Here is a 22,133-nt window from a genome sequence, read left to right as displayed (position 1 = left end):
GGAGTTCGCGCAGGCCCCCTTAGCTCAGTCGGCAGAGCGTCTCCATGGTAAGGAGAAGGTCTACGGTTCGATTCCGTAAGGGGGCTCGAGGGTTCAGCTGGACCCACCGCGGCGGTGTAGCTCAGATGGCAGAGCAAGCGGCTCATAATCGCTGTGTCGCCGGTTCAAGTCCGGCCACCGCTACTCTCGTCTTCCGGGCTCGTTCCCGGTGGTCGTTGAGATGGGCGCCACTGGCGCCCACTTTGCATGTCCGCGCAGTCAGCAACTAGGCTGGCGCGTCGTAGTTGTTTCCGTTAGCGAGGAAGGCACTCCGCCGTGGCGAAGGCTACCGATGTCCGGCCGAAGATCACTTTGGCGTGTGTGGAGTGCAAGGAGCGCAACTACATCACGCGCAAGAACCGGCGCAACGACCCCGACCGCATCGAGCTGAAGAAGTTCTGCCCGCGTGACGGTCGGCACACGGTCCACCGCGAGACCCGCTGATCGCTGGCCGGCCCCGCGCCGGCCGTCGTTCTGAAAGCTTTTCCCGATCGCCGATCTGACCGGTACGGCGCGGCAAATGCCGCTGTCGACCGAGCAGATCGGCGATTGTGCTTTCCGTGTAGGTTCGCGGCATGCCTCTGGACCCTTCCTTCGTCGGCCGGACGTATCCGCCGACCGCCCCCTACCAGGTGGGCCGAGAAAAGATCCGTGAGTTCGCCACCGCCATCGGCGCCGGCGACCCGGCGCACCACGACCCGGAGGCGGCCCGGGCGCTCGGCCACCCGGACGTGGTCGCCCCGCCGACCTTCCCGGTGGTGCTCACGATGGCCGCGAGCCGGCAGATCATCGAGGATCCGGCGCTGGGCGTCGACTACAGCCGCCTGGTGCACGGCGACCAGCGGTTCGCGTACACCCGGCCGGTGGTGGCAGGTGACGAGCTGGTGTGCGTCAACACGATCGAGGACGTCACCACCAGGGGCGGGCACGGCTTCCTGACCACCCGCACCGACGTGAGCACCGTCGGCGGGGAGCCGGTCGTGGCCGTCTGGGCCAAGTACGTCGTACGCGGGGAGGCCTGAGATGGAGCTGGCAGCCAAGACGTTCCGGGTGACCCGCGCGGACCTGGTCCAGTACGCGGGCGCTTCGGGTGACTTCAACCCGATCCACTGGAGCGACCGGGTCGCCACCAAGGTGGGCCTGCCCGGGGTGATCGCCCACGGCATGTTCACCATGGCCCTGGTCGGCCGGGCGGTCACCGAGTGGGCCGGGTCGCCCGACGCGGTGGTCGAGTACGGCGTGCGGTTCACCCGGCCCGTGGTGGTCCCCGACGACGACCAGGGCACCGAGATCGAGGTCTCCGCTGTGGTCCGTGAGGTGACCGAGGAGGGCCTCACCCGGCTCGATGTGACAGCCACCTGTCTGGGCGAGAAGGTGCTGTCGCAGGCCCGGGCGACCATCCGGACGGCACGCTGAACAACCCCCGCCACGCGTGGCGGGGAGACCGGTTGGGAAAGTCGGGCGGCTACCCGTACACTGGTCCGCCGTGGGGCAAGTGACCCCTGCTCGGTCGTCTGTGGCCGCGTGGGGCGAGTGTTGCCGCACAGGGGTGTAGCTCAATTGGCAGAGCAGCGGTCTCCAAAACCGCAGGCTGCAGGTTCAAGTCCTGTCACCCCTGCGCCTCAGGCCTGACCGTTCCCGTGGGTCGCGCCGCCGACAAGGCGGCGTCCGGCCCGTGGTGGTGGCATCGGCGGGGTGGTTCCGAGGCATTCGGGCCCTCCGGTTGATCCACCGGCCGCGGCCCGTCGCGGGACGGTTGGGCCCGGCCGGCGTGACCAGCGCCGCGTACGCCACCCGGCGTGCGACCCCAGATTCCGCGACGGAGGGCGAAGTGGCCGACAACAAGCGGCGCGGCGAGGACGCCGGCGACGATCGTCTGGACGACGAGGTCGTCGACGAGGTAGCCGACGACGACGCCTCCAGCGCGGACGAGCCGGTCTCCCGGGGTGGCACCGCGACGCGGTCGCGTGCCCGCGCGGAGTCTGCGGACAGCCGGCCGACCACCCGGTCGGAGACCGGTCGGGTGGGCGTCTTCGGCCGTGTCGCCCGGTTTTTCCGCGAGGTCGTGGCCGAACTGCGTAAGGTCATCTGGCCGACCCGCAAGGAGTTGCTGACTTACACCGCCGTGGTGGTGACGTTCGTCGCGGTGATGCTGACGATCGTCGGTGTGCTGGACTACGGCTTCGCCAAGGTCGTGCTGTTTGTCTTCGGCAACTCGAGCTGACCGGCTGGCCTCCAGCCGATAGTGACGGAAGTGAGCGAGCGTGCCTGAGTACGACGAGACCGCCGGACCGGTGGACGAGCAGTCCACCGTCGCGACGGCGGCTGGTGACGAGTCGGTCGAGGCCGCCAGCGAGCCGGAGTTCCCAACGACCGAGCCCGAGCCCGACGAGGAGTACGACCCCGTCGCCGAGCTGAGGCAGAAGCTGCGTTACGCGCCGGGTGACTGGTACGTGGTGCACTCGTACGCCGGCTACGAGAACAAGGTCAAGACCAATCTCGAGACCCGGATCACGAGCCTCGACATGGAGGACTTCATCTACCAGGTCGAGGTGCCGACCCGGGAAGAGGTCGAGGTCAAGAACGGTAAGCGTTCGCAGATCCAGGCCAAGGTCTTCCCCGGTTACATCCTGGTCCGGATGGAGCTGACCGCCGAGTCGTACTCCTGCGTCCGTAACACGCCTGGTGTGACCGGCTTCGTCGGCGCGACCGACCGGGCCGACCGGCCCGCGCCGCTCTCGCTCGACGAGGTGCTGAAGTGGCTGGCGCCGGCCGTCGAGACCGAGCAGAAGAAGGCGAAGCCGGAGATCAAGGTCCTCGACTTCGAGGTGGGTGACTCGGTCACCGTCACCGACGGCGCGTTCGCGTCGCTGCCGGCCACGATCAGCGAGATCAACGCCGACCAGCAGAAGCTCAAGGTGCTGGTGTCGATCTTCGGCCGGGAGACCCCGGTGGAGCTCAACTTCAACCAGGTCGCCAAGATCTGACCGGTCGTCGGCGGCGGGCCCGGCCCGCCGCCGACGTCGGCGTACGCCCTCCCCGCTCGACCTCGGCGGACGAGCGGGCTGCGGCCTGCGCTACTCTTGAACGTCGCCGCTGTCGCACCGCGCTGACCGTGCGCGCCTGCCAGGGCGGTGTCAGCCGCATTTTCCCAGCTCCAAGCCCCAGGAAGTGACATGCCTCCGAAGAAGAAGCTCGTCAAGACGTTCACGCTTCAGCTGCCGGCGGGCCAGGCCACGCCGGCGCCGCCGGTCGGCCCCGCGCTCGGCCAGCACGGCGTGAACATCATGGAGTTCTGCAAGTCCTACAACGCGCAGACCGAGTCCCAGCGGGGCGACATCGTCCCCGCCGAGATCAGCGTGTACGAGGACCGGTCCTTCACCTTCGTGCTGAAGACCCCGCCCGCCGCCCGGCTGCTGATCAAGGCCGCCGGTGTGCAGAAGGGTTCCGGCGTTCCGCAGAGCGAGAAGGTCGGCTCGGTCAGCCGCGCCCAGCTGCGTGAGATCGCCGAGAAGAAGATGGCCGACCTCAACGCCAACGACCTGGACCAGGCCGAGAAGATCATCGCCGGCACCGCCCGGTCGATGGGCATCACCGTCAACGACTGACGTCGGCCCCGCCGAAGACCCGATCGTGGGAGGGCTCGCGCCGAGCGGCCCGCCAGAGACCACAGGAGTAATCAGCAATGCAGCGCAGCAAGAGCTACCGCAAGGCCGCCGACGTCATCGACCGGTCCAAGCTCTACACCCCCGCCGAGGCCGTGAAGCTGGCCAAGGAGACCACCAACGTCAAGTTCGACGCCACGGTCGAGGTCGCCATGCGCCTCGGCGTCGACCCCCGCAAGGCGGACCAGATGGTCCGCGGCACGGTCAACCTGCCGCACGGCACCGGTAAGACCGCCCGCGTGATCGTCTTCGCCGGCGGCGCGAAGGCCGAGGAGGCTGTCGCGGCGGGTGCGGACGAGGTGGGCACCGACGAGCTGGTCGCCCGGATCCAGGGTGGTTGGCTCGACTTCGACGCGGCGATCGCCACGCCGGACCAGATGGCCAAGATCGGCCGGATCGCGCGGATCCTGGGCCCGCGCGGTCTCATGCCGAACCCGAAGACCGGCACGGTGACCATGGACGTCACCAAGGCGGTGCAGGACATCAAGGGCGGCAAGATCACCTTCCGGGTGGACAAGCACTCCAACCTGCACCTGATCATCGGCAAGGCCTCCTTCTCGGAGAGCCAGCTGGTGGACAACTACGCGGCGGTGCTCGACGAGGTGCTGCGGGCCAAGCCGTCCGCGGCGAAGGGCAAGTACCTCCGCAAGGTCATCCTGACCACCACGATGGGCCCGGGCGTCCCGGTCGACCCGAACGTGGTGAAGAACCTCCAGGAGGACTCGGCCGAGGCCTGAGCCCGACCAGTTCGCTCCGCCGGGGCGCCGCCACGACCGTGGCGGCGCCCCGGCGCGTTCGTGTTGTGGCAGGCTCGACCGCATGCGGCTGGAGAACGTCTGGTTGCGGTACCACAGGCGGGGGCCGTGGGTGCTGCGCGGAGTGGACGTGCGGATCGGCCCGGGTGAGGTGGCGGTCGTCCTGGGCCGCAACGGGGTGGGCAAGTCGACGCTGCTCCAGGTGGCCGCCGGGGTGCTCCGACCGGGCCGGGGTCGGGTCACGGACCGCCCGGCCAGGGTCGGCTGGGTGCCGGAACGGTTCCCCGCCGACCAGCCGTTCACCGTGGCCCGGTACCTGACCGGGATGGCGCGGGTGGCCGGCCTGGGCCGCTCCGCGGCCGACGACGCGGTGACCGCCTGGACGGACCGGCTCGGCCTGGCCCGGTTCCGCGCGGTTCGCCTGCCGGAACTGTCCAAGGGCACCGCGCAGAAGGTGGGCCTCGCCCAGGCGATGCTGCGCCCGCCAGGCCTGCTGGTGCTCGACGAGCCGTGGGAGGGGCTGGACGCCGCGACCCGTGAGCTGGTCCCCGAGCTGATCGACGAGGTGCTCGCCGCCGACGGCGTGGTCCTGGTCAGTGACCATCGCGGGGAGACGGTCCGGCTGCCCGGGGCGCGCCGCTGGACGGTGGCCGACGGCGGGCTGACCGAGGAGGCGCCGTCTGCGGACGAGACCGTCGCCGTGGTCGAGGTCGCGGTGCCGTCCGCGCGGGTCGCCAGCACCGTCGCCCGCCTGCGGGCCGAGGGCCACCAGATTCTTCGGGTACGCCCCGACGCCTCGACCGACGCACCCCAGCACCAGCCGTCAGCCCCGCCGGCCGCACTGGCCCCGCCGACCGTGGGGGAGGCCCGATGACCGCCCTGGTCCGGCTGCGGCTGGCCGGCTTCCTGCGTACCGGCCGGGCGCTGGCGCCACTGCTTGCCGGTCTCGTCGCACTCGGCACGCTCTACGGGGGCGGCCGGGCCCAACCGGCGGAGGCGTACGGGGTCTCCGCGGTGGTGCTCTTTCCGGTGCTCGCCTGGCAGACCAAGATCTTGTTGGACGTCGAGCCGGACGTGCAGCGCCGGCTCGCCCAGGTGACCGTCGGGGTGGCCCGGGAGCGGGCGGCGGGTCTGCTCGCCGCCGGGGTGGCGGCACTGCTGACGGTGGCCGTCGCGCTTGTCTTCCCGTGGCTGGTGGGCGGGGTCACCGGCCCGGTCGACCCGGGGGACCGGTCGGTGCCGGCCGGGCTCGCGCTGGGGCTGTGGGCGCACCTGCTTGTCGTACCCGCAGCTGTTGCTCTTGGGGCGTTGGCCAGCCGGGCGTCGGTGGGTGGCGCCGGGTACGGCGTCGCCGTGCTGGCGCTCGGCGGTGTCGGCGCGGTGGTGCTGGGCCTGAACGGCTCGGTGGCCCCCTGGCTGGCTCCGCCGATCATGGCCACGGCCCGGACGGCTGCTGGTGACGCCGCCGCGCTCACCCTGCTGGGCCTGACCGTGTGGGCGCTGGCCTGGAGCGCCGCGGTGGTCGGCGGCTACCTGTGGCGGCGGCGGGCCCGGGGCTGACCGCCGGCGGCGCTGGTGGCCCGGCTCACCGGGGGCGATTTGGCGCTGGTGACGCGGGCGCGTACTCTTCAACAGTCATCCGTGTTCGTTACGGATGAGGAACCACCCAGAGACCGCTGGTCACCGTGCTCCGGCACGGTCGAAGGTCCCGCGACAGACGGGCGACCCGCGCAGGGCGGCAAGCGTAACTCGGCAGTGAGCATGGTCCGCCGACCGTGTCGATCCGCCGGCCCTCGCCCCGTGCGCCCTGCGCCGGGGCTTTCTCGTTGTCGCGCTGCCTCCGCCCCCGCTCCCGGTTCCGGCCGTGACGGGGACCAGCCTCGATGAACGAGAGAGGAGGGACATGGCGGACAAGCCGATCCGAGCCGACAAGGCCACGGCCGTCGCTGAGCTGACCGAGAGCTTCCGCAACGCGGGCGCCACCGTGCTGACCGAGTACCGCGGTCTGACGGTTTCCCAGCTCACCCAGCTCCGGCGCTCGCTCGGCGCCGAGACCAGCTACACGGTCGCGAAGAACACGCTGGCGAAGCGTGCTGCGACGGACGCGGGCATCAACGGCCTCGACGAGCTGTTCACCGGTCCTACCGCGCTGACTTTCGTTTCGGGCGACGTCGTCGAGGCGGCGAAGGGCCTTCGCGACTTCGCGAAGGCCAACCCGAAGCTCGTCATCAAGGGCGGTGTCTTCGAGGGCAAGGCCATTTCCGCGGCCGAGGTCACGAAGCTCGCCGACCTGGAGTCCCGCGAGGTGCTGCTGGCCAAGCTGGCCGGCGCGATGAAGGGCAACCTGAGCAAGGCCGCGGCCCTGTTCCAGGCCCCGCTGTCGAAGACCGCCCGTCTGGCGGCTGCACTGCAGGACAAGCGCGAGAAGGAGAGCGCCGAGGCGGCCTGAGGCCGTCCCGACGCACCAAGTCTTACTTAACAGATTCAGGAAAGGACGCCAGACATGGCGAAGCTCAGCACCGACGAGCTGCTCGACGCGTTCAAGGAGATGACGCTGATCGAGCTCTCCGAGTTCGTGAAGCAGTTCGAGGACACCTTCGAGGTCACCGCCGCGGCTCCGGTCGCCGTTGCCGCCGCTGGTGGCGCCCCGGCCGCCGCCGAGGCCGAGCCGGAGAAGGACGAGTTCGACGTCATCCTCGAGGCTGACGGCGGCAAGAAGATCCAGGTCATCAAGGTCGTGCGTGAGCTGACCGGCCTGGGCCTCAAGGAGGCCAAGGACGCGGTCGAGTCCGCGCCGAAGGCCATCCTGGAGAAGGTCAACAAGGAGACCGCCGACAAGGCGAAGGCCAAGCTCGAGGGCGAGGGCGCCAAGGTCACCCTCAAGTGACCTGACGTTCCACAGGCGCGTGCCCGGCTCGGTGAGCCGCGACACGATCGCGTCGCGGCGGGCGGTGATCCGACACGGATCGCCGCCCGCCGTGTTGGTGGATCCGGCGTCCATCCGTTCTGAGCTGGGCATCCGTCCGTGGCGTGCCGGCCTGAACGGGGACTGCGGGTCCACCTCCGGTGGGAAAGAACGGACAACCCGGATACCGGCCCTTGACGCGGCCCCGGGCTGCCAGGCACGCTGACACCAGCAAGACACCGCGCTTGCGACGGCCACAACGTGGGTAATGACAGCGGCGGCACCAACGGCCGCGGCAACCCGCGCGGCCCAGTGGGGACGTTGCGTTCTGAGCGGCCCGGCAGACCCCGGTTGACGGGGGCCGAGGCGCGTTCCGCAGACGACCTGCGGGGTGGGCTGGACAGCGGTTAGCCTCTCGGCTACACTGCTAGTTTGCGCTGCCTTCCGACTTGACCCCTGCTCGGAAATGTCCGTTTACGGATATTTCTGGTGGGGTCATTGGAGTGCACGCGTACCAGCCGTTCTGCAGCACCGGTCCTCGGAAGGACGCATCTTGGCAGCTTCCCGCCCTGCGAAGACCAGTCGTACGTCGAGCGCATTCGCTCCCCGCCGAGTTTCATTCGGCAGGATCACCGAACACCTCGAGGTCCCCAACCTCCTTGCCATCCAGAACGAGTCCTTCGACTGGCTCGTCGGCAACGAGGCTTGGCAGGGCCGGTCGGCGGACGACCCGCACGCACGCTCGGGTCTCGCGGAGATCCTTGAAGAGATCAGTCCCATTGAGGACTTCTCCGGCACCATGTCACTCTCCTTCTCGGCGCCGCGCTTCGACGAGGTCAAGGCCTCGATCGAGGAGTGCAAGGAGAAGGACCTGACCTACTGCGCTCCGCTCTTCGTGACCGCGGAGTTCACCAACAACACCACTGGCGAGATCAAGAGCCAGACGGTGTTCATGGGTGACTTCCCGATGATGACGCCCAAGGGCACCTTCGTCATCAACGGCACCGAGCGCGTCGTGGTCAGCCAGCTCGTCCGGTCCCCGGGCGTGTACTTCGACAAGCAGCCGGACAAGACCTCCGACCGCGACCTCTCCAGCGTCAAGGTCATCCCGAGTCGGGGTGCCTGGCTGGAGTTCGACATCGACAAGCGCGACACGGTCGGCGTACGCATCGACCGCAAGCGCCGGCAGGCCGTCACGGTCCTGCTCAAGGCCATCGGATGGTCGGCCGAGCGGATCCGCGAGCGGTTCGGCTGGTCCGAGCTGATGATGACCACGCTCGAGAAGGACCACATCGCCGGCCAGGATGAGGCCCTGCTAGACATCTACCGCAAGCTGCGCCCTGGCGAGCCGCCGACGCGCGAGAACGCCCAGACCCTGCTCGACAACCTCTTCTTCAACCCGAAGAGGTACGACGTCGCCAAGGTCGGGCGCTACAAGTTCAACAAGAAGCTCGAAGTGGACGTGCCGATCACCACCGGCACGCTCACCGAGGACGACATCGTCGCCACCGTGGAGTACCTGTGCCGGCTGCACGCCGGTGAGGAGGGCTACGAGGCCGACGACATCGACCACTTCGGCAACCGGCGCCTGCGCACCGTGGGTGAGCTGATCCAGAACCAGGTTCGGGTCGGCCTCTCCCGCATGGAGCGGGTCGTCCGCGAGCGGATGACCACGCAGGACGTCGAGGCGATCACGCCGCAGACCCTGATCAACATCCGCCCGGTGGTGGCGGCGATCAAGGAGTTCTTCGGTACGTCGCAGCTGTCCCAGTTCATGGACCAGACCAACCCGCTGGCGGGCCTGACCCACCGGCGTCGGCTGAGCGCGCTCGGCCCGGGTGGTCTGTCCCGCGAGCGGGCCGGCTTCGAGGTCCGCGACGTGCACCCGTCCCACTACGGTCGGATGTGCCCGATCGAGACGCCGGAAGGCCCGAACATCGGCCTGATCGGCGCGCTGTCCACCTTCGCCCGGGTCAACCCGTTCGGCTTCATCGAGACGCCGTACCGGAAGGTCGTCGAGGGTCGGGTCACCGACCAGATCGACTACCTGACCGCGGACGAGGAGGACCGGTTCGTCAAGGCCCAGGCCAACGCGCCGTTGAAGGCTGACGGCACGTTCGCCGAGGACCGGGTCCTGTGTCGTCGTAAGGGCGGTGAGACCGAGGACGTCGTCCCCGGTGCCGTCGACTACATGGACGTCTCGCCGCGGCAGATGACCTCGGTCGCGACCGCCATGATCCCGTTCCTCGAGCACGACGACGCCAACCGGGCACTGATGGGCGCGAACATGCAGCGCCAGGCGGTGCCGCTGGTCAAGGCCGAGGCGCCGCTGGTGGGTACGGGCATGGAGTACCGGGCCGCGGTCGACGCGGGCGACGTGGTTGTCGCCGAGGTCGGCGGTGTGATCGAGGATCTCTGCGCCGACTACGTCACCATCCACCAGGACGACGGCCACCGCCGGACGTACCTGCTGCACAAGTTCCGCCGCTCCAACGCCGGCTCCTGCGTCAACCAGAAGCCTGTGGTCTTCGAGGGCGACCGCGTCGAGGCCGGTCAGGTCATCGCCGACGGGCCGTGCACCGACGAGGGCGAGATGGCACTCGGGCGCAACCTGCTCGTGGCCTTCATGACCTGGGAGGGGCACAACTACGAGGACGCGATCATCCTGTCGCAGCGCCTCGTGCAGCAGGACGTGCTCACCTCGATCCACATCGAGGAGCACGAGGTCGACGCCCGGGACACCAAGCTCGGCCCGGAGGAGATCACCCGCGACATCCCGAACGTCAGCGAGGAAATGCTCGCTGACCTCGACGAGCGCGGCATCATCCGGATCGGCGCCGAGGTCGTCCCCGGCGACATCCTGGTCGGCAAGGTCACGCCGAAGGGCGAGACCGAGCTGACCCCGGAGGAGCGGCTGCTTCGCGCGATCTTCGGTGAGAAGGCGCGTGAGGTCCGGGACACCTCGCTGAAGGTGCCGCACGGCGAGACCGGCACGGTCATCGGTGTGCGGACGTTCTCCCGCGAGGACGGCGACGAGCTGCCGCCGGGCGTCAACGAGCTGGTCCGGGTCTACGTCGCCCAGAAGCGCAAGATCCAGGACGGCGACAAGCTCGCCGGCCGACACGGCAACAAGGGTGTCATCTCGAAGATCCTGCCGATCGAGGACATGCCGTTCCTGGAGGACGGCACCCCGGTCGACATCGTGCTCAACCCGCTGGGTGTGCCGAGCCGGATGAACATCGGCCAGGTGTTGGAGACCCACCTCGGTTGGGTCGCCAAGACCGGTTGGAAGGTCGAAGGCGACGACACCGACTGGAAGCGGCAGCTGCGCTCGATCGACGCGCACGAGTCCGAGGGGGACACGAACGTGGCCACCCCGGTCTTCGACGGCGCACGGGAGGCCGAGATCTCCGGCCTGCTGTCGTCGACGCTGCCCAACCGTGACGGCAAGCAGCTGATCGGTTCCAGCGGCAAGGCGCAGCTGTTCGACGGTCGTTCCGGTGAGCCTCTGCCGGACCCGATCGCGGTCGGCTACATCTACATCCTGAAGCTGAACCACCTGGTCGACGACAAGATCCACGCTCGGTCGACAGGCCCGTACTCGATGATCACGCAGCAGCCGCTGGGTGGTAAGGCGCAGTTCGGCGGTCAGCGTTTCGGTGAGATGGAGTGCTGGGCGATGCAGGCGTACGGCGCCGCGTACGCCCTGCAGGAGCTGCTCACGATCAAGTCCGACGACGTGCTCGGCCGGGTGAAGGTCTACGAGGCCATCGTCAAGGGCGAGAACATCCCGGAGCCGGGCATCCCGGAGTCGTTCAAGGTGCTGCTCAAGGAGCTGCAGTCGCTGTGCCTCAACGTTGAGGTGCTCTCCAGCGACGGTGTGGCCCTGGAGATGCGCGAGACCGACGACGAGGTGTTCCGGGCCGCTGAGGAGCTGGGCATCGACCTGTCCCGGCGCGAGCCGAGCTCGGTCGAAGAGGTCTGAGGTGAGCGGTCGGGGGCCGGCTCGCCGGCCCCCGACCCCACCCGAGAATTAGCAGTACAGACGACGACATAGGGGACATAGTGCTCGACGTCAACTTCTTCGACGAGCTGCGCATTGGTCTCGCCACGGCCGACGACATCCGTCAGTGGTCGCACGGCGAGGTCAAGAAGCCTGAGACGATCAACTACCGCACCCTGAAGCCGGAAAAGGACGGGCTCTTCTGCGAGAAGATCTTCGGTCCGCAGCGGGACTGGGAGTGCTACTGCGGTAAGTACAAGCGCGTCCGGTTCAAGGGCATCATCTGTGAGCGCTGCGGCGTCGAGGTGACCCGCTCCAAGGTCCGTCGTGAGCGGATGGGGCACATCGAGCTCGCCGCTCCGGTGACCCACATCTGGTACTTCAAGGGCGTTCCGAGCCGGCTGGGTTACCTGCTGGACCTCGCCCCCAAGGACCTCGAGAAGATCATCTACTTCGCCTCGTACGTCGTGACGAGCGTGGACGCCGAGTCGCGTCACCGCGACCTCTCGACGATCGAGAACGAGATCCTCGCCGAGAAGCGGCAGTCCGAGAACAGCCGCGACTCGGAGATCGAGAAGCGGGCCGCCAAGCTCGAGGCCGACCTGGCCGAGCTGGAGGCCGAGGGTGCCAAGGCGGACGTCCGGCGCAAGGTCAAGGAGGGCGGAGAGCGCGAGATGCGCCAGATCCGCGACCGGGCCCAGCGCGAGATCGACCGCCTGGACGAGGTGCTCGACACCTTCCGCAAGCTGGAGCCGAAGCAGCTGGTCACCGACGAGCTGCTCTACCGGGAGCTGCGCGACCGGTTCGGCGAGTACTTCACCGGCTCGATGGGCGCCGAGGCGATCAAGGCGCTGGTCCAGAACATGGACCTCGACGCCGAGGCCGAGAGCCTGCGCGAGACCATCCGGTCCGGCAAGGGCCAGCGGAAGATCCGGGCGCTCAAGCGGCTCAAGGTCGTGGCGGCGTTCCTGAACACCCGCAACTCGCCGCTCGGCATGGTGCTGGACTGCGTCCCGGTCATCCCGCCGGACCTGCGCCCGATGGTGCAGCTCGACGGTGGCCGGTTCGCGACCTCGGACCTGAACGACCTGTACCGCCGTGTGATCAACCGGAACAACCGCCTCAAGCGACTGATCGACCTCGGTGCGCCCGAGATCATCGTCAACAACGAGAAGCGGATGCTCCAGGAGGCCGTCGACGCGCTGTTCGACAACGGCCGCCGCGGCCGGCCGGTCACCGGTCCGGGTAACCGCCCGCTCAAGTCGCTGTCCGACATGCTCAAGGGCAAGCAGGGCCGCTTCCGTCAGAACCTGCTGGGCAAGCGCGTCGACTACTCCGGCCGTTCGGTCATCGTGGTCGGCCCGAAGCTCAAGCTGCACCAGTGCGGTCTGCCCAAGCAGATGGCCCTGGAGCTGTTCAAGCCGTTCGTGATGAAGCGGCTGGTCGACCTCAACCACGCACAGAACATCAAGTCCGCCAAGCGGATGGTCGAGCGTCAGCGCCCGGTCGTGTGGGACGTGCTGGAAGAGGTCATCGGCGAGCACCCGGTGCTGCTGAACCGCGCGCCGACCCTGCACCGCCTGGGCATCCAGGCCTTCGAGCCGCAGCTGGTCGAGGGCAAGGCGATCCAGATCCACCCGCTGGTCTGCACCGCGTTCAACGCGGACTTCGACGGTGACCAGATGGCGGTGCACGTGCCGCTGTCCGCCGAGGCCCAGGCCGAGGCACGGATCCTGATGCTGTCGTCGAACAACATCCTCAAGCCGGCCGACGGCAAGCCGGTCACCATGCCCACCCAGGACATGGTCATCGGCCTGTACCACCTCACCCACCTCACCGCCGGTGAGAAGGGCGAGGGCCGGGCGTTCAGCTCGGACGCCGAGGCGCGGATGGCGTTCGACAACGGCGAGCTGCACCTGCAGGCTCCGGTGAAGATCCGTCTGCGTGGCGTGATCGGTGTCGACAACGGCGCCGGCTCCGAGGCGTGGACCGCCCCGGAGGGCTGGGTCGAGGGTGAGCCGCTGACCGTGGAGACCACCCTCGGTCGGGTGCTGTTCAACGAGACGCTGCCGCAGGGCTACCGCTTCGTGAACTACGAGATCCGCAAGGGTCAGCTCTCCGCGATCGTCAACGACCTCGCCGAGCGCTTCCCCAAGGTGGCCCTGGCGGCCACCCTGGACGGGCTCAAGGAGGCCGGTTTCCACTGGGCCACCTGGTCCGGCGTGACGATCGGCATGGAGGACGTCATCGCTCCGCCGCGCAAGGCGGAGATCCTGGCGAAGTACGAGAAGGAAGCCGACCGGATCGACAAGCAGTACCAGCGTGGTCTGATGACCGCCGAGGAGCGTCGCGGCGAACTCATCGAGATCTGGACCAAGGCGACCAACGAGGTCGCCAAGGAGATGGACACCGCGCTGCCGCAGGAGAACCCACTGTGGAAGATGATCAACTCGGGTGCCCGCGGTAACCTGCTCCAGCTCCGGCAGATCGCGGCGATCCGTGGTCTGGTGGCCAACCCGAAGGGCGAGATCATCCCGCGGCCGATCAAGGCCAGCTACCGGGAGGGTCTGTCCGTGCTGGAGTACTTCATCTCCACGCACGGTGCCCGTAAGGGTCTCGCCGACACCGCCCTGCGGACCGCCGACTCGGGTTACCTGACCCGTCGTCTGGTGGACGTCTCGCAGGACGTGATCATCCGCGAGGAGGACTGCGGCACCGACCGGGCGATCCCGATGCAGATCGGCGAGCGCCTGGAGGACGGCAGGCTGGTCGTGCACGAGCACGCCGAGACCAGCGTGCACGCCCGTACCCTGGCCGACGACATCAAGGGGCCGGACGGCACCGTCGTCGCCGAGCGGGGTCAGGACATCAACTCCATCGGGGTCGACAAGATCGTCGCCGCCGGCGTGGAGACGGTCCGGGTGCGCAGCGTGCTCACCTGCGAGTCGAAGCTGGGTGTCTGCGGTGCCTGCTACGGGCGTTCGCTGCCGACCGGCAAGACCGTGGACGTCGGCGAGGCGGTCGGCATCATCGCCGCCCAGTCGATCGGTGAGCCGGGTACGCAGCTGACGATGCGTACCTTCCACACCGGTGGTGTCGCGGGTGAGGACATCACCCAGGGTCTGCCGCGTGTCCAGGAAATCTTCGAGGCCCGGGTCCCGAAGGGTAAGGCGCCCATCGCCGACACCCCGGGTCGGATCCGGATCGAGGACGGCGAGCGCTCGCGGAAGATCATCGTGGTGCCGGACGACGGCAGCGACGAGATCGTCTACGACAAGATCTCCAAGCGGGTGCGTCTGCGTACCCACGACGGCGGTCACGTCGAGGTCGGCGAGAAGCTCACCGAGGGCACCATCGACCCGCACGAGCTGCTGCGCATCCTCGGTCCGCGTGCGGTCCAGGTCCACCTGACCCAGGAGGTCCAGGAGGTCTACCGCTCGCAGGGCGTGCTCATCCACGACAAGCACATCGAGATCATCATCCGCCAGATGCTCAAGCGGGTGACGGTCATCGACTCCGGCTCGACCGAGTTCCTGCCGGGTGTGCTGGTCGACCGGGCGCTGTTCGAGTCGGAGAACCGCCGGCTCGTGTCGGAGGGCGGCGAGCCCGCCGCCGGTCGTCCGGTGCTGATGGGTATCACCAAGGCCTCGCTGGCCACGGACTCCTGGCTCTCGGCGGCCTCCTTCCAGGAGACGACCCGGGTGCTGACCGACGCTGCGATCAACTCGCGCAGCGACTCGCTTGTCGGCCTCAAGGAGAACGTGATCATCGGTAAGCTCATCCCGGCCGGTACGGGCATCAGCAAGTACCGCAACGTCCGGGTGGAGCCGACCGAGGAGGCCAAGGCCAAGGTCTACTCGATGACCGGTTACCCGGAGACCGACTACGGGTTCGGGCCGGCCAGCGGGCAGGCTGTGCCGCTGGACGACTTCGACTTCGGGTCGTACCGCTAAGCACTGACACCGACGAGGCCCCCGGCACCTGCCGGGGGCCTCGTCGTGTCCGGACCTGCCCACCCGCGCACCCGGTTCGGCAGAATGGGGGGCATGACCACCGCAGCCGGCCAGGTGTCCAGCGCGCAGCAGGCCCCACGGCATCCGCTGGATCCCGATCCGGCGCGTGCCACGAAGGCACGGGCGGTCTTCGCGCTCGGACTGCTCGGGATGCTCACCGGTCTGTTCATCGGTGGGGTGGTGCCGGCGACTGTGGCGCTCCAACTGTCCCGGCAGGCGCGCCGCGAGGCGTACGCCTCAGGGGGTTTCCTGACCGGCGGCGCATGGCTGCGGCGGGGGGAGCGGATGGCCTGGATCGGCCTGGTGCTGGTCGCGGTCAGCGTGGTGATCGCGGTGGTGATCGGCGTGGTCCAGATGGCGGGTTCGCCGTTCGGCCATGACTACCCGACGAACATGGACTGACCCGATCAACGGTCGCCGGGCGTGGGCGGCGGGACCCCCGGCGGTAGCCTGGCCGGTGTCCGCCGCACGGCGGTGGTGGCCTGTCGACAGGAGGACCTCGTGACGGAACCGGCGCGGCCCCCGGCGGACGAACCGGCCGGGCATCCTGGCGCGTCGGCCCCGCCGCCAACCCCTGCGGAGGCAGCGGATCGGCCGGCGGACCCGGCACCGGCGGAGCAGGCTCCGGCCGCGCCGAGCGCCTGGGCGCGGCCCGACCCGAGTGGGCAGCAGGCCGCGCCCGCCGCCGACGCGTCGCCTATCTCCTCCCCGCAGGGGGACGCCCCGCGCCCGGACACGCAGGCCTGGGGCGCCCCGCAGCCCTCCGCGCCGCAGCCCTCCGCGCCGCAGCCCTCCGCGCCGCCACCGGGTTGGGGAACGCCCCCACCGGGCTGGGGCACACCGCCGCCCGGCTGGGGTCCGGCGCCCGACGGCGGCGCGACACCGTCCGGTGCGGGCGCCACACCGACCGGGTGGGGCGCGGCCGTCGCGCCCGGCTCGGCCCAGCCGTACGCGGTGTCCGGTGCGCCGTCCCCGCCGCACGACCGGGGGCAGCCACCGTCCGGGTACGGGCCACCGCCAGGGTGGGGGCAGCCGGGCCAGTTGGGACAGCCTGGGCAGCCGGGGCAGGCCCCCGGCTGGAACTCCCCGGTGCCGCCTCCGAGCGACGAGCAGCGTCGCCCACCGAAGCGGGTCGAGGCGGTGCCCGGCACGCCGTACGGCGTCGTCTACCTGGACGTGGCTCCGGTCACCTCGGGTCTGGCCGTCGGCGCGCTGGTGGCCGGTGTCGCGTCGGTCCTGGTCTCGTTGCTGGTGGTCTGCTTCGGGGTGGCCTTCGCGAACGAGGGTGGGGCCTGGGCGTCCGGGGCGTTCGCGGTACTGGGCGTGCTGGCCGGGGTGGCCGCGATCGTGGCCGGCCTGCTCGGCCGGCGGCAGATCGGCCGGCCGACGGGCCCGCCGGCGGTCCGGTTCACCGGTCGAGGGCTGGCGGTGGCCGGCATCAGTTGCGGGGCTGTGGGGGCGCTGTTCAGCCTGTTGGCGCTCGGCCTGTCCCTGCTGATCTCCCTGACGTGAGGCCGGTCACCCGCCGGTCACCCGGGTGGAGTGGTCGCCGCAGGTCCCGGGTCGGGTCGGCGGTGCCCGCTGCGGGGGCGACGGGTGGTCCGGTGGGGAAGCCGGTACACTTGTATCCGTAGGTGCCCATCGCGGGCGACGGGGCAGAGCGAGATCCGACTGGCGGGCGTGAGACGGCCGCCGGGCCAATCCGTTTTGACCTGGCCGGCTGTGGTAGGTACTCTTTTCCCTTGTGCCCGGGCCTGCCCGGGCAACTCGTGCGTGCGCTGGTTCCGGTGAGCCGGGCAGCGGGCACGACAAGCCAAAGACCCGGTGCGGGGCGACCCGCGTGCCGGTGACAGAACCCGGTAGGTCCGCGAAAGCGTCCGCACCGGGACCGTGAGCTGGGCGACACGCCCGACCGCGGGTGCCGGGACCTCCGCGAGGTGGCCCTGGTCGGAATGTAGGAGAGCCGGTCATCAGGCCGGCTAACGAGCAGACGGCGCGGCCGCGACTGTGCGGCCGAAGGGAGCGGAGAAACCCGGTGCCCACCATTCAGCAGTTGGTCCGAAAGGGCCGTCAGGCCAAGACGACCAAGACCAAGACCCCTGCGCTGAAGGGGTCTCCCCAGCGGCGCGGCGTGTGCACCCGCGTGTACACCACGACCCCGAAGAAGCCGAACTCGGCGCTGCGCAAGGTCGCTCGTGTCAAGCTCAGCAGCCAGATCGAGGTGACCGCCTACATCCCGGGCGTCGGCCACAACCTCCAGGAGCACTCGATCGTGCTCGTACGTGGCGGCCGTGTGAAGGACCTCCCCGGCGTGCGTTACAAGATCGTCCGCGGCTCGCTGGACACCCAGGGTGTCCGCAACCGCAAGCAGGCGCGCAGCCGTTACGGCGCGAAGAAGGAGAAGAGCTGACATGCCGCGTAAGGGACCCGCTCCGCGGCGGCCGCTGGTCGCTGACCCGGTGTACAACTCGCCGCTGGTCACCCAGTTGGTGAACAAGATCCTGCTCCGCGGCAAGCGTCAGCTCGCCGAGTCCATCGTGTACGCGGCCCTCGAGGGCTGCCGCGAGAAGTCCGGCACCGACCCGGTCGTCACCCTCAAGCGGGCGATGGACAACGTCAAGCCGACCCTCGAGGTGCGCAGCCGTCGTGTCGGTGGCGCCACCTACCAGGTTCCGGTCGAGGTCCGCCCCGCCCGGGCGACCACGCTGGGCCTGCGCTGGCTGGTCACCTACTCCCGCGCCCGCCGCGAGAAGACCATGGTCGAGCGGCTCATGAACGAGCTGCTGGACGCGAGCAACGGCCTCGGTGCCGCCGTCAAGCGGCGCGAGGACACGCACAAGATGGCCGAGTCCAACAAGGCCTTCGCGCACTACCGCTGGTAACACCCTGGTTCCGGCGCTCTCGGGCGCCGGAACCGCCACCAGTTGAGTCGAGACGACGATAAGTAGGGATTGAAGTGGCCGCCGCAGACGCGCTCGCCAACGTACGCAACATCGGCATCATGGCGCACATCGATGCCGGTAAGACCACGACCACCGAGCGGATCCTGTTCTACACCGGCATCACGTACAAGATCGGTGAGGTCCACGAGGGCGCTGCCGTCATGGACTGGATGGAGCAGGAGCAGGAGCGTGGTATCACCATCACCTCCGCTGCTACCAAGTGTGAGTGGAAGGGCCACACGATCCAGATCATCGACACGCCCGGTCACGTCGACTTCACGGTCGAGGTCGAGCGGTCGCTGCGCGTGCTGGATGGTGCGGTCGCGGTCTACGACGGTGTCGCCGGCGTGGAGCCGCAGACGGAGAACGTCTGGCGGCAGGCCGACAAGTACAACGTCCCGCGTATGTGCTTCGTCAACAAGCTCGACCGGACCGGCGCCGACTTCTTCCGCTGCGTGCAGATGATGATCGACCGGCTGAACGCCACCCCGCTGGTGCTCCAGATCCCGATCGGGCTCGAGGGCGACCACATCGGCGTCGTCGACCTGATCGGCATGCGCGCACTCACCTGGCGCGGGGAGACCCAGAAGGGTGAGGACTACGCGGTTGAGGAGATCCCGGCCGAGCTGGCCGACTCCGCTGCCGAGTGGCGCGAGAAGCTGATGGAGACCCTGGCCGACGTCGACGACTCGGTGATGGAGAAGTACCTGGAAGGCGAGGAGGTCTCCGTCGAGGAGATCAAGGCCGCCATCCGGCGTGCCACCATCGCCGGCAAGGCCAACCCGGTGCTGTGCGGCTCGGCGTTCAAGAACAAGGGCGTCCAGCCCATGCTCGATGCCGTTGTCGACTTCCTGCCGTCGCCGCTGGACGTTCCGGCCATCGAGGGTACGGCCACCGACGGCGAGACCCCGCTGCTGCGGAAGCCGTCCAAGGCCGAGCCCTTCTCCGGCCTGGCGTTCAAGATCCAGACCGACAAGCACCTTGGCAAGCTCACCTACGTCCGCGTCTACTCGGGCACGGTCGAGACCGGCAACCAGGTGGTCAACTCCACCAAGGACCGCAAGGAGCGGATCGGCAAGATCTACCAGATGCACGCCAACAAGCGGGAAGAGCGCAGCTCGGCCCAGGCTGGCGACATCATCGCGGTGCAGGGTCTCAAGCAGACCACCACCGGTGACACGCTGTGCGACCCGGCGAACCCGGTCATCCTGGAGTCGATGACCTTCCCGGAGCCGGTCATCGAGGTCGCCATCGAGCCGAAGACCAAGGCCGACCAGGAGAAGCTCAGCACCGCCATCCAGCGGCTGGCCGAGGAGGACCCGACCTTCCGCGTCAAGCTGGACGAGGAGACCGGTCAGACGGTCATCGCCGGCATGGGCGAGCTGCACCTGGACATCCTGGTCGACCGGATGCGCCGCGAGTTCAACGTCGAGGCGAACATCGGTAAGCCGCAGGTGGCGTACCGCGAGACGATCCGCCGCAAGGTGGACAAGATCGAGTACACCCACAAGAAGCAGACCGGTGGTTCGGGTCAGTACGCCCGCGTCATCGTGAGCGTCGAGCCGCTTCCGCTGGACAACGACTCGCCGACCTACGAGTTCGCCAACGCCGTCACCGGTGGCCGCATCCCGCGGGAGTTCATCCCGTCGGTGGACGCCGGTGCCCAGGACGCCATGCAGTACGGCATCCTGGCGGGCTTCCCGCTCGTTGGTGTGAAGCTGACGCTGCTGGACGGCCAGTACCACGAGGTTGACTCCTCGGAAATGGCATTCAAGATCGCCGGCTCGATGGTGATGAAGGAGGCGGCCCGCAAGGCCGACCCCGCACTGCTCGAGCCGATGATGGCCGTTGAAGTCACCACTCCTGAGGAGAACATGGGTGACGTCATCGGCGACCTCAACTCCCGCCGCGGCATCATCCAGGCGATGGAGGAGCGCAGCGGCGCCCGCATCGTCCGGGCTCTGGTGCCGTTGTCGGAGATGTTCGGCTACGTCGGCGACCTGCGGTCGAAGACCCAGGGCCGGGCTAGCTACAGCATGCAGTTCGACTCCTACGCCGAGGTTCCGCAGAGCGTGGCGAAGGAGATCATCGCCAAGGCGACGGGCGAGTAACGTCGCTGAGCAGGTGATTCGTGGGTGGTCGCGGGAGGGTTCTCCCGCCCGCGGCCACCACGATCGGATCGCGTGAGACCGGGCCTGTAGGCTTCATCGCCGCAGAACCCACAAAAGCTCTCCGGCCGTTCAGGCCGGAAAGGCTGTCGACAGAGTCCTAAGCGCCGACCGGCGCGCCGGGCGTACGAACCAAGAAGTCCACAGGAGGACACCAGTGGCGAAGGCTAAGTTCGAGCGGACTAAGCCGCACGTCAACATCGGCACCATTGGTCACATCGACCACGGTAAGACGACGCTGACGGCGGCCATCACCAAGGTCCTGCACGACCAGTACCCGGACCTGAACCCGTACACGCCGTTCGACGAGATCGACAAGGCGCCGGAGGAGAAGGCCCGCGGCATCACGATCTCGATCGCGCACGTCGAGTACCAGACCGAGGCGCGGCACTACGCGCACGTCGACTGCCCCGGCCACGCGGACTACATCAAGAACATGATCACCGGTGCCGCGCAGATGGACGGCGCGATCCTGGTGGTCGCGGCGACCGACGGTCCGATGCCGCAGACCCGCGAGCACGTGCTGCTGGCCCGCCAGGTTGGCGTGCCGTACATCGTCGTGGCGCTCAACAAGAGCGACATGGTCGACGACGAGGAGCTCCTGGAGCTCGTCGAGCTCGAGGTGCGCGAGCTGCTCTCCTCGCAGGAGTACCCGGGTGACGACCTGCCGGTCGTTCGGGTTTCGGCGCTGAAGGCCCTCGAGGGTGACCCCGAGTGGACCGGCAAGCTGCTGGACCTGATGACCGCTGTCGACACCGCGATCCCGCAGCCGGAGCGCGAGACCGAGAAGCCGTTCCTCATGCCGATCGAGGACGTCTTCACGATCACCGGTCGTGGCACCGTCGTCACCGGTCGCGCCGAGCGCGGCATCCTCAAGCCGAACGAGGAGGTGGAGATCGTCGGTATCCGCGAGAAGTCGCAGAAGACGGTCTGCACCGGTATCGAGATGTTCCGCAAGCTGCTCGACGAGGCCCGCGCGGGCGAGAACGTCGGTCTGCTGCTGCGTGGCATCAAGCGCGAGGACGTCGAGCGCGGCATGGTGGTCGTCAAGCCGGGCACCACGACCCCGCACACGGAGTTCGAGGCGACCGTCTACATCCTCTCCAAGGAGGAGGGTGGCCGGCACACCCCGTTCTTCCAGAACTACCGTCCGCAGTTCTACTTCCGGACCACGGACGTCACCGGTGTCGTCACCCTCCCCGAGGGCACCGAGATGGTCATGCCTGGTGACAACACCACCATGTCGGTGAAGCTGATCCAGCCCATCGCCATGGAGGAGAACCTCAAGTTCGCGATCCGCGAGGGTGGCCGCACCGTCGGCGCCGGGTTCGTCACCAAGATCGTCAAGTGAGCTAGGTAACCCCGATTAGACCCGCCGCCGGTCGTGCGGCATACTAGTCAGGTTGCGTAACGACAGTTCGTCGCCTGTGTTCGGCTTTCGCTGAACCTCCGGGTGGCGGCACAGTCGAGCGTAGGGTGGTTGGCGGCCCAGTCGCCAACCACCCTCGCACGGCGTTCAGGTCGCGGTAATGCGATCGGCGCCTTGACCCACCGCGCGGTCAGGACCGCTCCGGAGTCCCGGGGCGGAGCCCGGCCCGAGGGCGCGACACGCCCGACCGCGGGGGTCGGCGAAGTGGGCCTGT

Annotated in this window: 19 protein-coding genes and 3 tRNA genes; all 22 read left to right on the top strand. The window is 68.8% G+C overall.

Going from position 1 to position 22,133, the window contains the following annotated elements; genetic code table 11:
- Positions 1–13: 13 nt before the first annotated feature.
- The 22 genes from ACZ6N8_RS22200 (at position 14) to tuf (ending at position 21,841) form a co-directional block, all read left to right on the top strand.
- A tRNA-Thr gene (locus tag ACZ6N8_RS22200) sits at positions 14–86 on the top strand.
- A 24-nt stretch (positions 87–110) separates the two neighbouring features.
- A tRNA-Met gene (locus ACZ6N8_RS22195) sits at positions 111–183 on the top strand.
- A gap of 132 nt (positions 184–315) precedes the next feature.
- A complete protein-coding gene (gene rpmG, locus ACZ6N8_RS22190) occupies positions 316–483 on the top strand; it encodes a 50S ribosomal protein L33 (protein WP_007073056.1) in 168 nt (55 codons plus the stop codon).
- A gap of 131 nt (positions 484–614) precedes the next feature.
- Positions 615–1,061 carry an FAS1-like dehydratase domain-containing protein gene (locus ACZ6N8_RS22185; protein ID WP_387115436.1) on the top strand — a complete coding sequence of 149 codons (447 nt, stop codon included), beginning with the start codon at positions 615–617 and terminating at the stop codon, positions 1,059–1,061.
- 1 nt (position 1,062) lies between these two features.
- Positions 1,063–1,455, top strand: a complete 393-nt coding sequence (locus ACZ6N8_RS22180) for a MaoC family dehydratase (protein ID WP_364373340.1) — start codon at positions 1,063–1,065, stop codon at positions 1,453–1,455.
- Positions 1,456–1,584: 129 nt separating this feature from the next.
- A tRNA-Trp gene (locus tag ACZ6N8_RS22175) sits at positions 1,585–1,657 on the top strand.
- Positions 1,658–1,870: 213 nt separating this feature from the next.
- Positions 1,871–2,263: a preprotein translocase subunit SecE gene (gene secE / locus ACZ6N8_RS22170; protein ID WP_139582414.1), complete on the top strand. Its 393-nt coding sequence runs from the start codon at positions 1,871–1,873 to the stop codon at positions 2,261–2,263.
- A 40-nt stretch (positions 2,264–2,303) separates the two neighbouring features.
- On the top strand, positions 2,304–3,026 hold the full coding sequence (gene nusG / locus ACZ6N8_RS22165; protein WP_139582412.1) for a transcription termination/antitermination protein NusG: 723 nt from the start codon (positions 2,304–2,306) through the stop codon (positions 3,024–3,026).
- Positions 3,027–3,215: 189 nt separating this feature from the next.
- Entirely contained in the window at positions 3,216–3,647 is a 432-nt protein-coding gene (gene rplK / locus ACZ6N8_RS22160) for a 50S ribosomal protein L11 (protein WP_053653970.1), read from the top strand.
- Between the two features lie 77 nt (positions 3,648–3,724).
- The gene (gene rplA, locus ACZ6N8_RS22155) at positions 3,725–4,441 is read left to right on the top strand and encodes a 50S ribosomal protein L1 (RefSeq protein ID WP_139582408.1); all 717 of its coding nucleotides are present in this window, start codon (positions 3,725–3,727) and stop codon (positions 4,439–4,441) included.
- Positions 4,442–4,523: 82 nt separating this feature from the next.
- Entirely contained in the window at positions 4,524–5,333 is an 810-nt protein-coding gene (locus ACZ6N8_RS22150) for an ABC transporter ATP-binding protein (protein ID WP_466012339.1), read from the top strand.
- On the top strand, positions 5,330–6,019 hold the full coding sequence (locus tag ACZ6N8_RS22145) for a hypothetical protein (RefSeq protein WP_466012338.1): 690 nt from the start codon (positions 5,330–5,332) through the stop codon (positions 6,017–6,019). The genes ACZ6N8_RS22150 and ACZ6N8_RS22145 overlap by 4 nt, the downstream gene beginning before the upstream one ends.
- Positions 6,020–6,362: 343 nt before the next feature.
- A complete protein-coding gene (gene rplJ / locus ACZ6N8_RS22140) occupies positions 6,363–6,908 on the top strand; it encodes a 50S ribosomal protein L10 (protein ID WP_074314622.1) in 546 nt (181 codons plus the stop codon).
- Between the two features lie 54 nt (positions 6,909–6,962).
- Positions 6,963–7,346: a 50S ribosomal protein L7/L12 gene (gene rplL / locus ACZ6N8_RS22135; RefSeq protein WP_151488762.1), complete on the top strand. Its 384-nt coding sequence runs from the start codon at positions 6,963–6,965 to the stop codon at positions 7,344–7,346.
- Positions 7,347–7,917: 571 nt separating this feature from the next.
- Complete coding sequence (rpoB, locus tag ACZ6N8_RS22130) at positions 7,918–11,349, top strand: DNA-directed RNA polymerase subunit beta (protein ID WP_139582402.1); 3,432 nt, start codon at positions 7,918–7,920, stop codon at positions 11,347–11,349.
- Positions 11,350–11,429: 80 nt separating this feature from the next.
- Positions 11,430–15,320 (top strand): DNA-directed RNA polymerase subunit beta', encoded by a 3,891-nt coding sequence (locus ACZ6N8_RS22125; RefSeq protein WP_466012336.1) that lies wholly within the window; start codon positions 11,430–11,432, stop codon positions 15,318–15,320.
- 93 nt (positions 15,321–15,413) lie between these two features.
- On the top strand, positions 15,414–15,782 hold the full coding sequence (locus tag ACZ6N8_RS22120; protein ID WP_466012335.1) for a hypothetical protein: 369 nt from the start codon (positions 15,414–15,416) through the stop codon (positions 15,780–15,782).
- Between the two features lie 687 nt (positions 15,783–16,469).
- Positions 16,470–16,892 (top strand): phage holin family protein, encoded by a 423-nt coding sequence (locus tag ACZ6N8_RS22115; RefSeq protein ID WP_466012465.1) that lies wholly within the window; start codon positions 16,470–16,472, stop codon positions 16,890–16,892.
- A 523-nt stretch (positions 16,893–17,415) separates the two neighbouring features.
- Positions 17,416–17,790, top strand: coding sequence for a 30S ribosomal protein S12 (rpsL, locus tag ACZ6N8_RS22110; RefSeq protein WP_007465318.1), 375 nt, complete (start codon positions 17,416–17,418; stop codon positions 17,788–17,790).
- A 1-nt stretch (position 17,791) separates the two neighbouring features.
- A complete protein-coding gene (gene rpsG / locus ACZ6N8_RS22105) occupies positions 17,792–18,262 on the top strand; it encodes a 30S ribosomal protein S7 (protein WP_076466673.1) in 471 nt (156 codons plus the stop codon).
- A 74-nt stretch (positions 18,263–18,336) separates the two neighbouring features.
- Positions 18,337–20,433 (top strand): elongation factor G, encoded by a 2,097-nt coding sequence (gene fusA, locus ACZ6N8_RS22100; protein ID WP_387115458.1) that lies wholly within the window; start codon positions 18,337–18,339, stop codon positions 20,431–20,433.
- Between the two features lie 214 nt (positions 20,434–20,647).
- Positions 20,648–21,841 (top strand): elongation factor Tu, encoded by a 1,194-nt coding sequence (tuf, locus tag ACZ6N8_RS22095; RefSeq protein WP_139585961.1) that lies wholly within the window; start codon positions 20,648–20,650, stop codon positions 21,839–21,841.
- Positions 21,842–22,133: the final 292 nt, after the last annotated feature.

The sequence above is a fragment of the Micromonospora sp. NPDC047521 genome (assembly GCF_055587305.1).
This window is presented reverse-complemented; position numbering and strand designations above follow the sequence as displayed.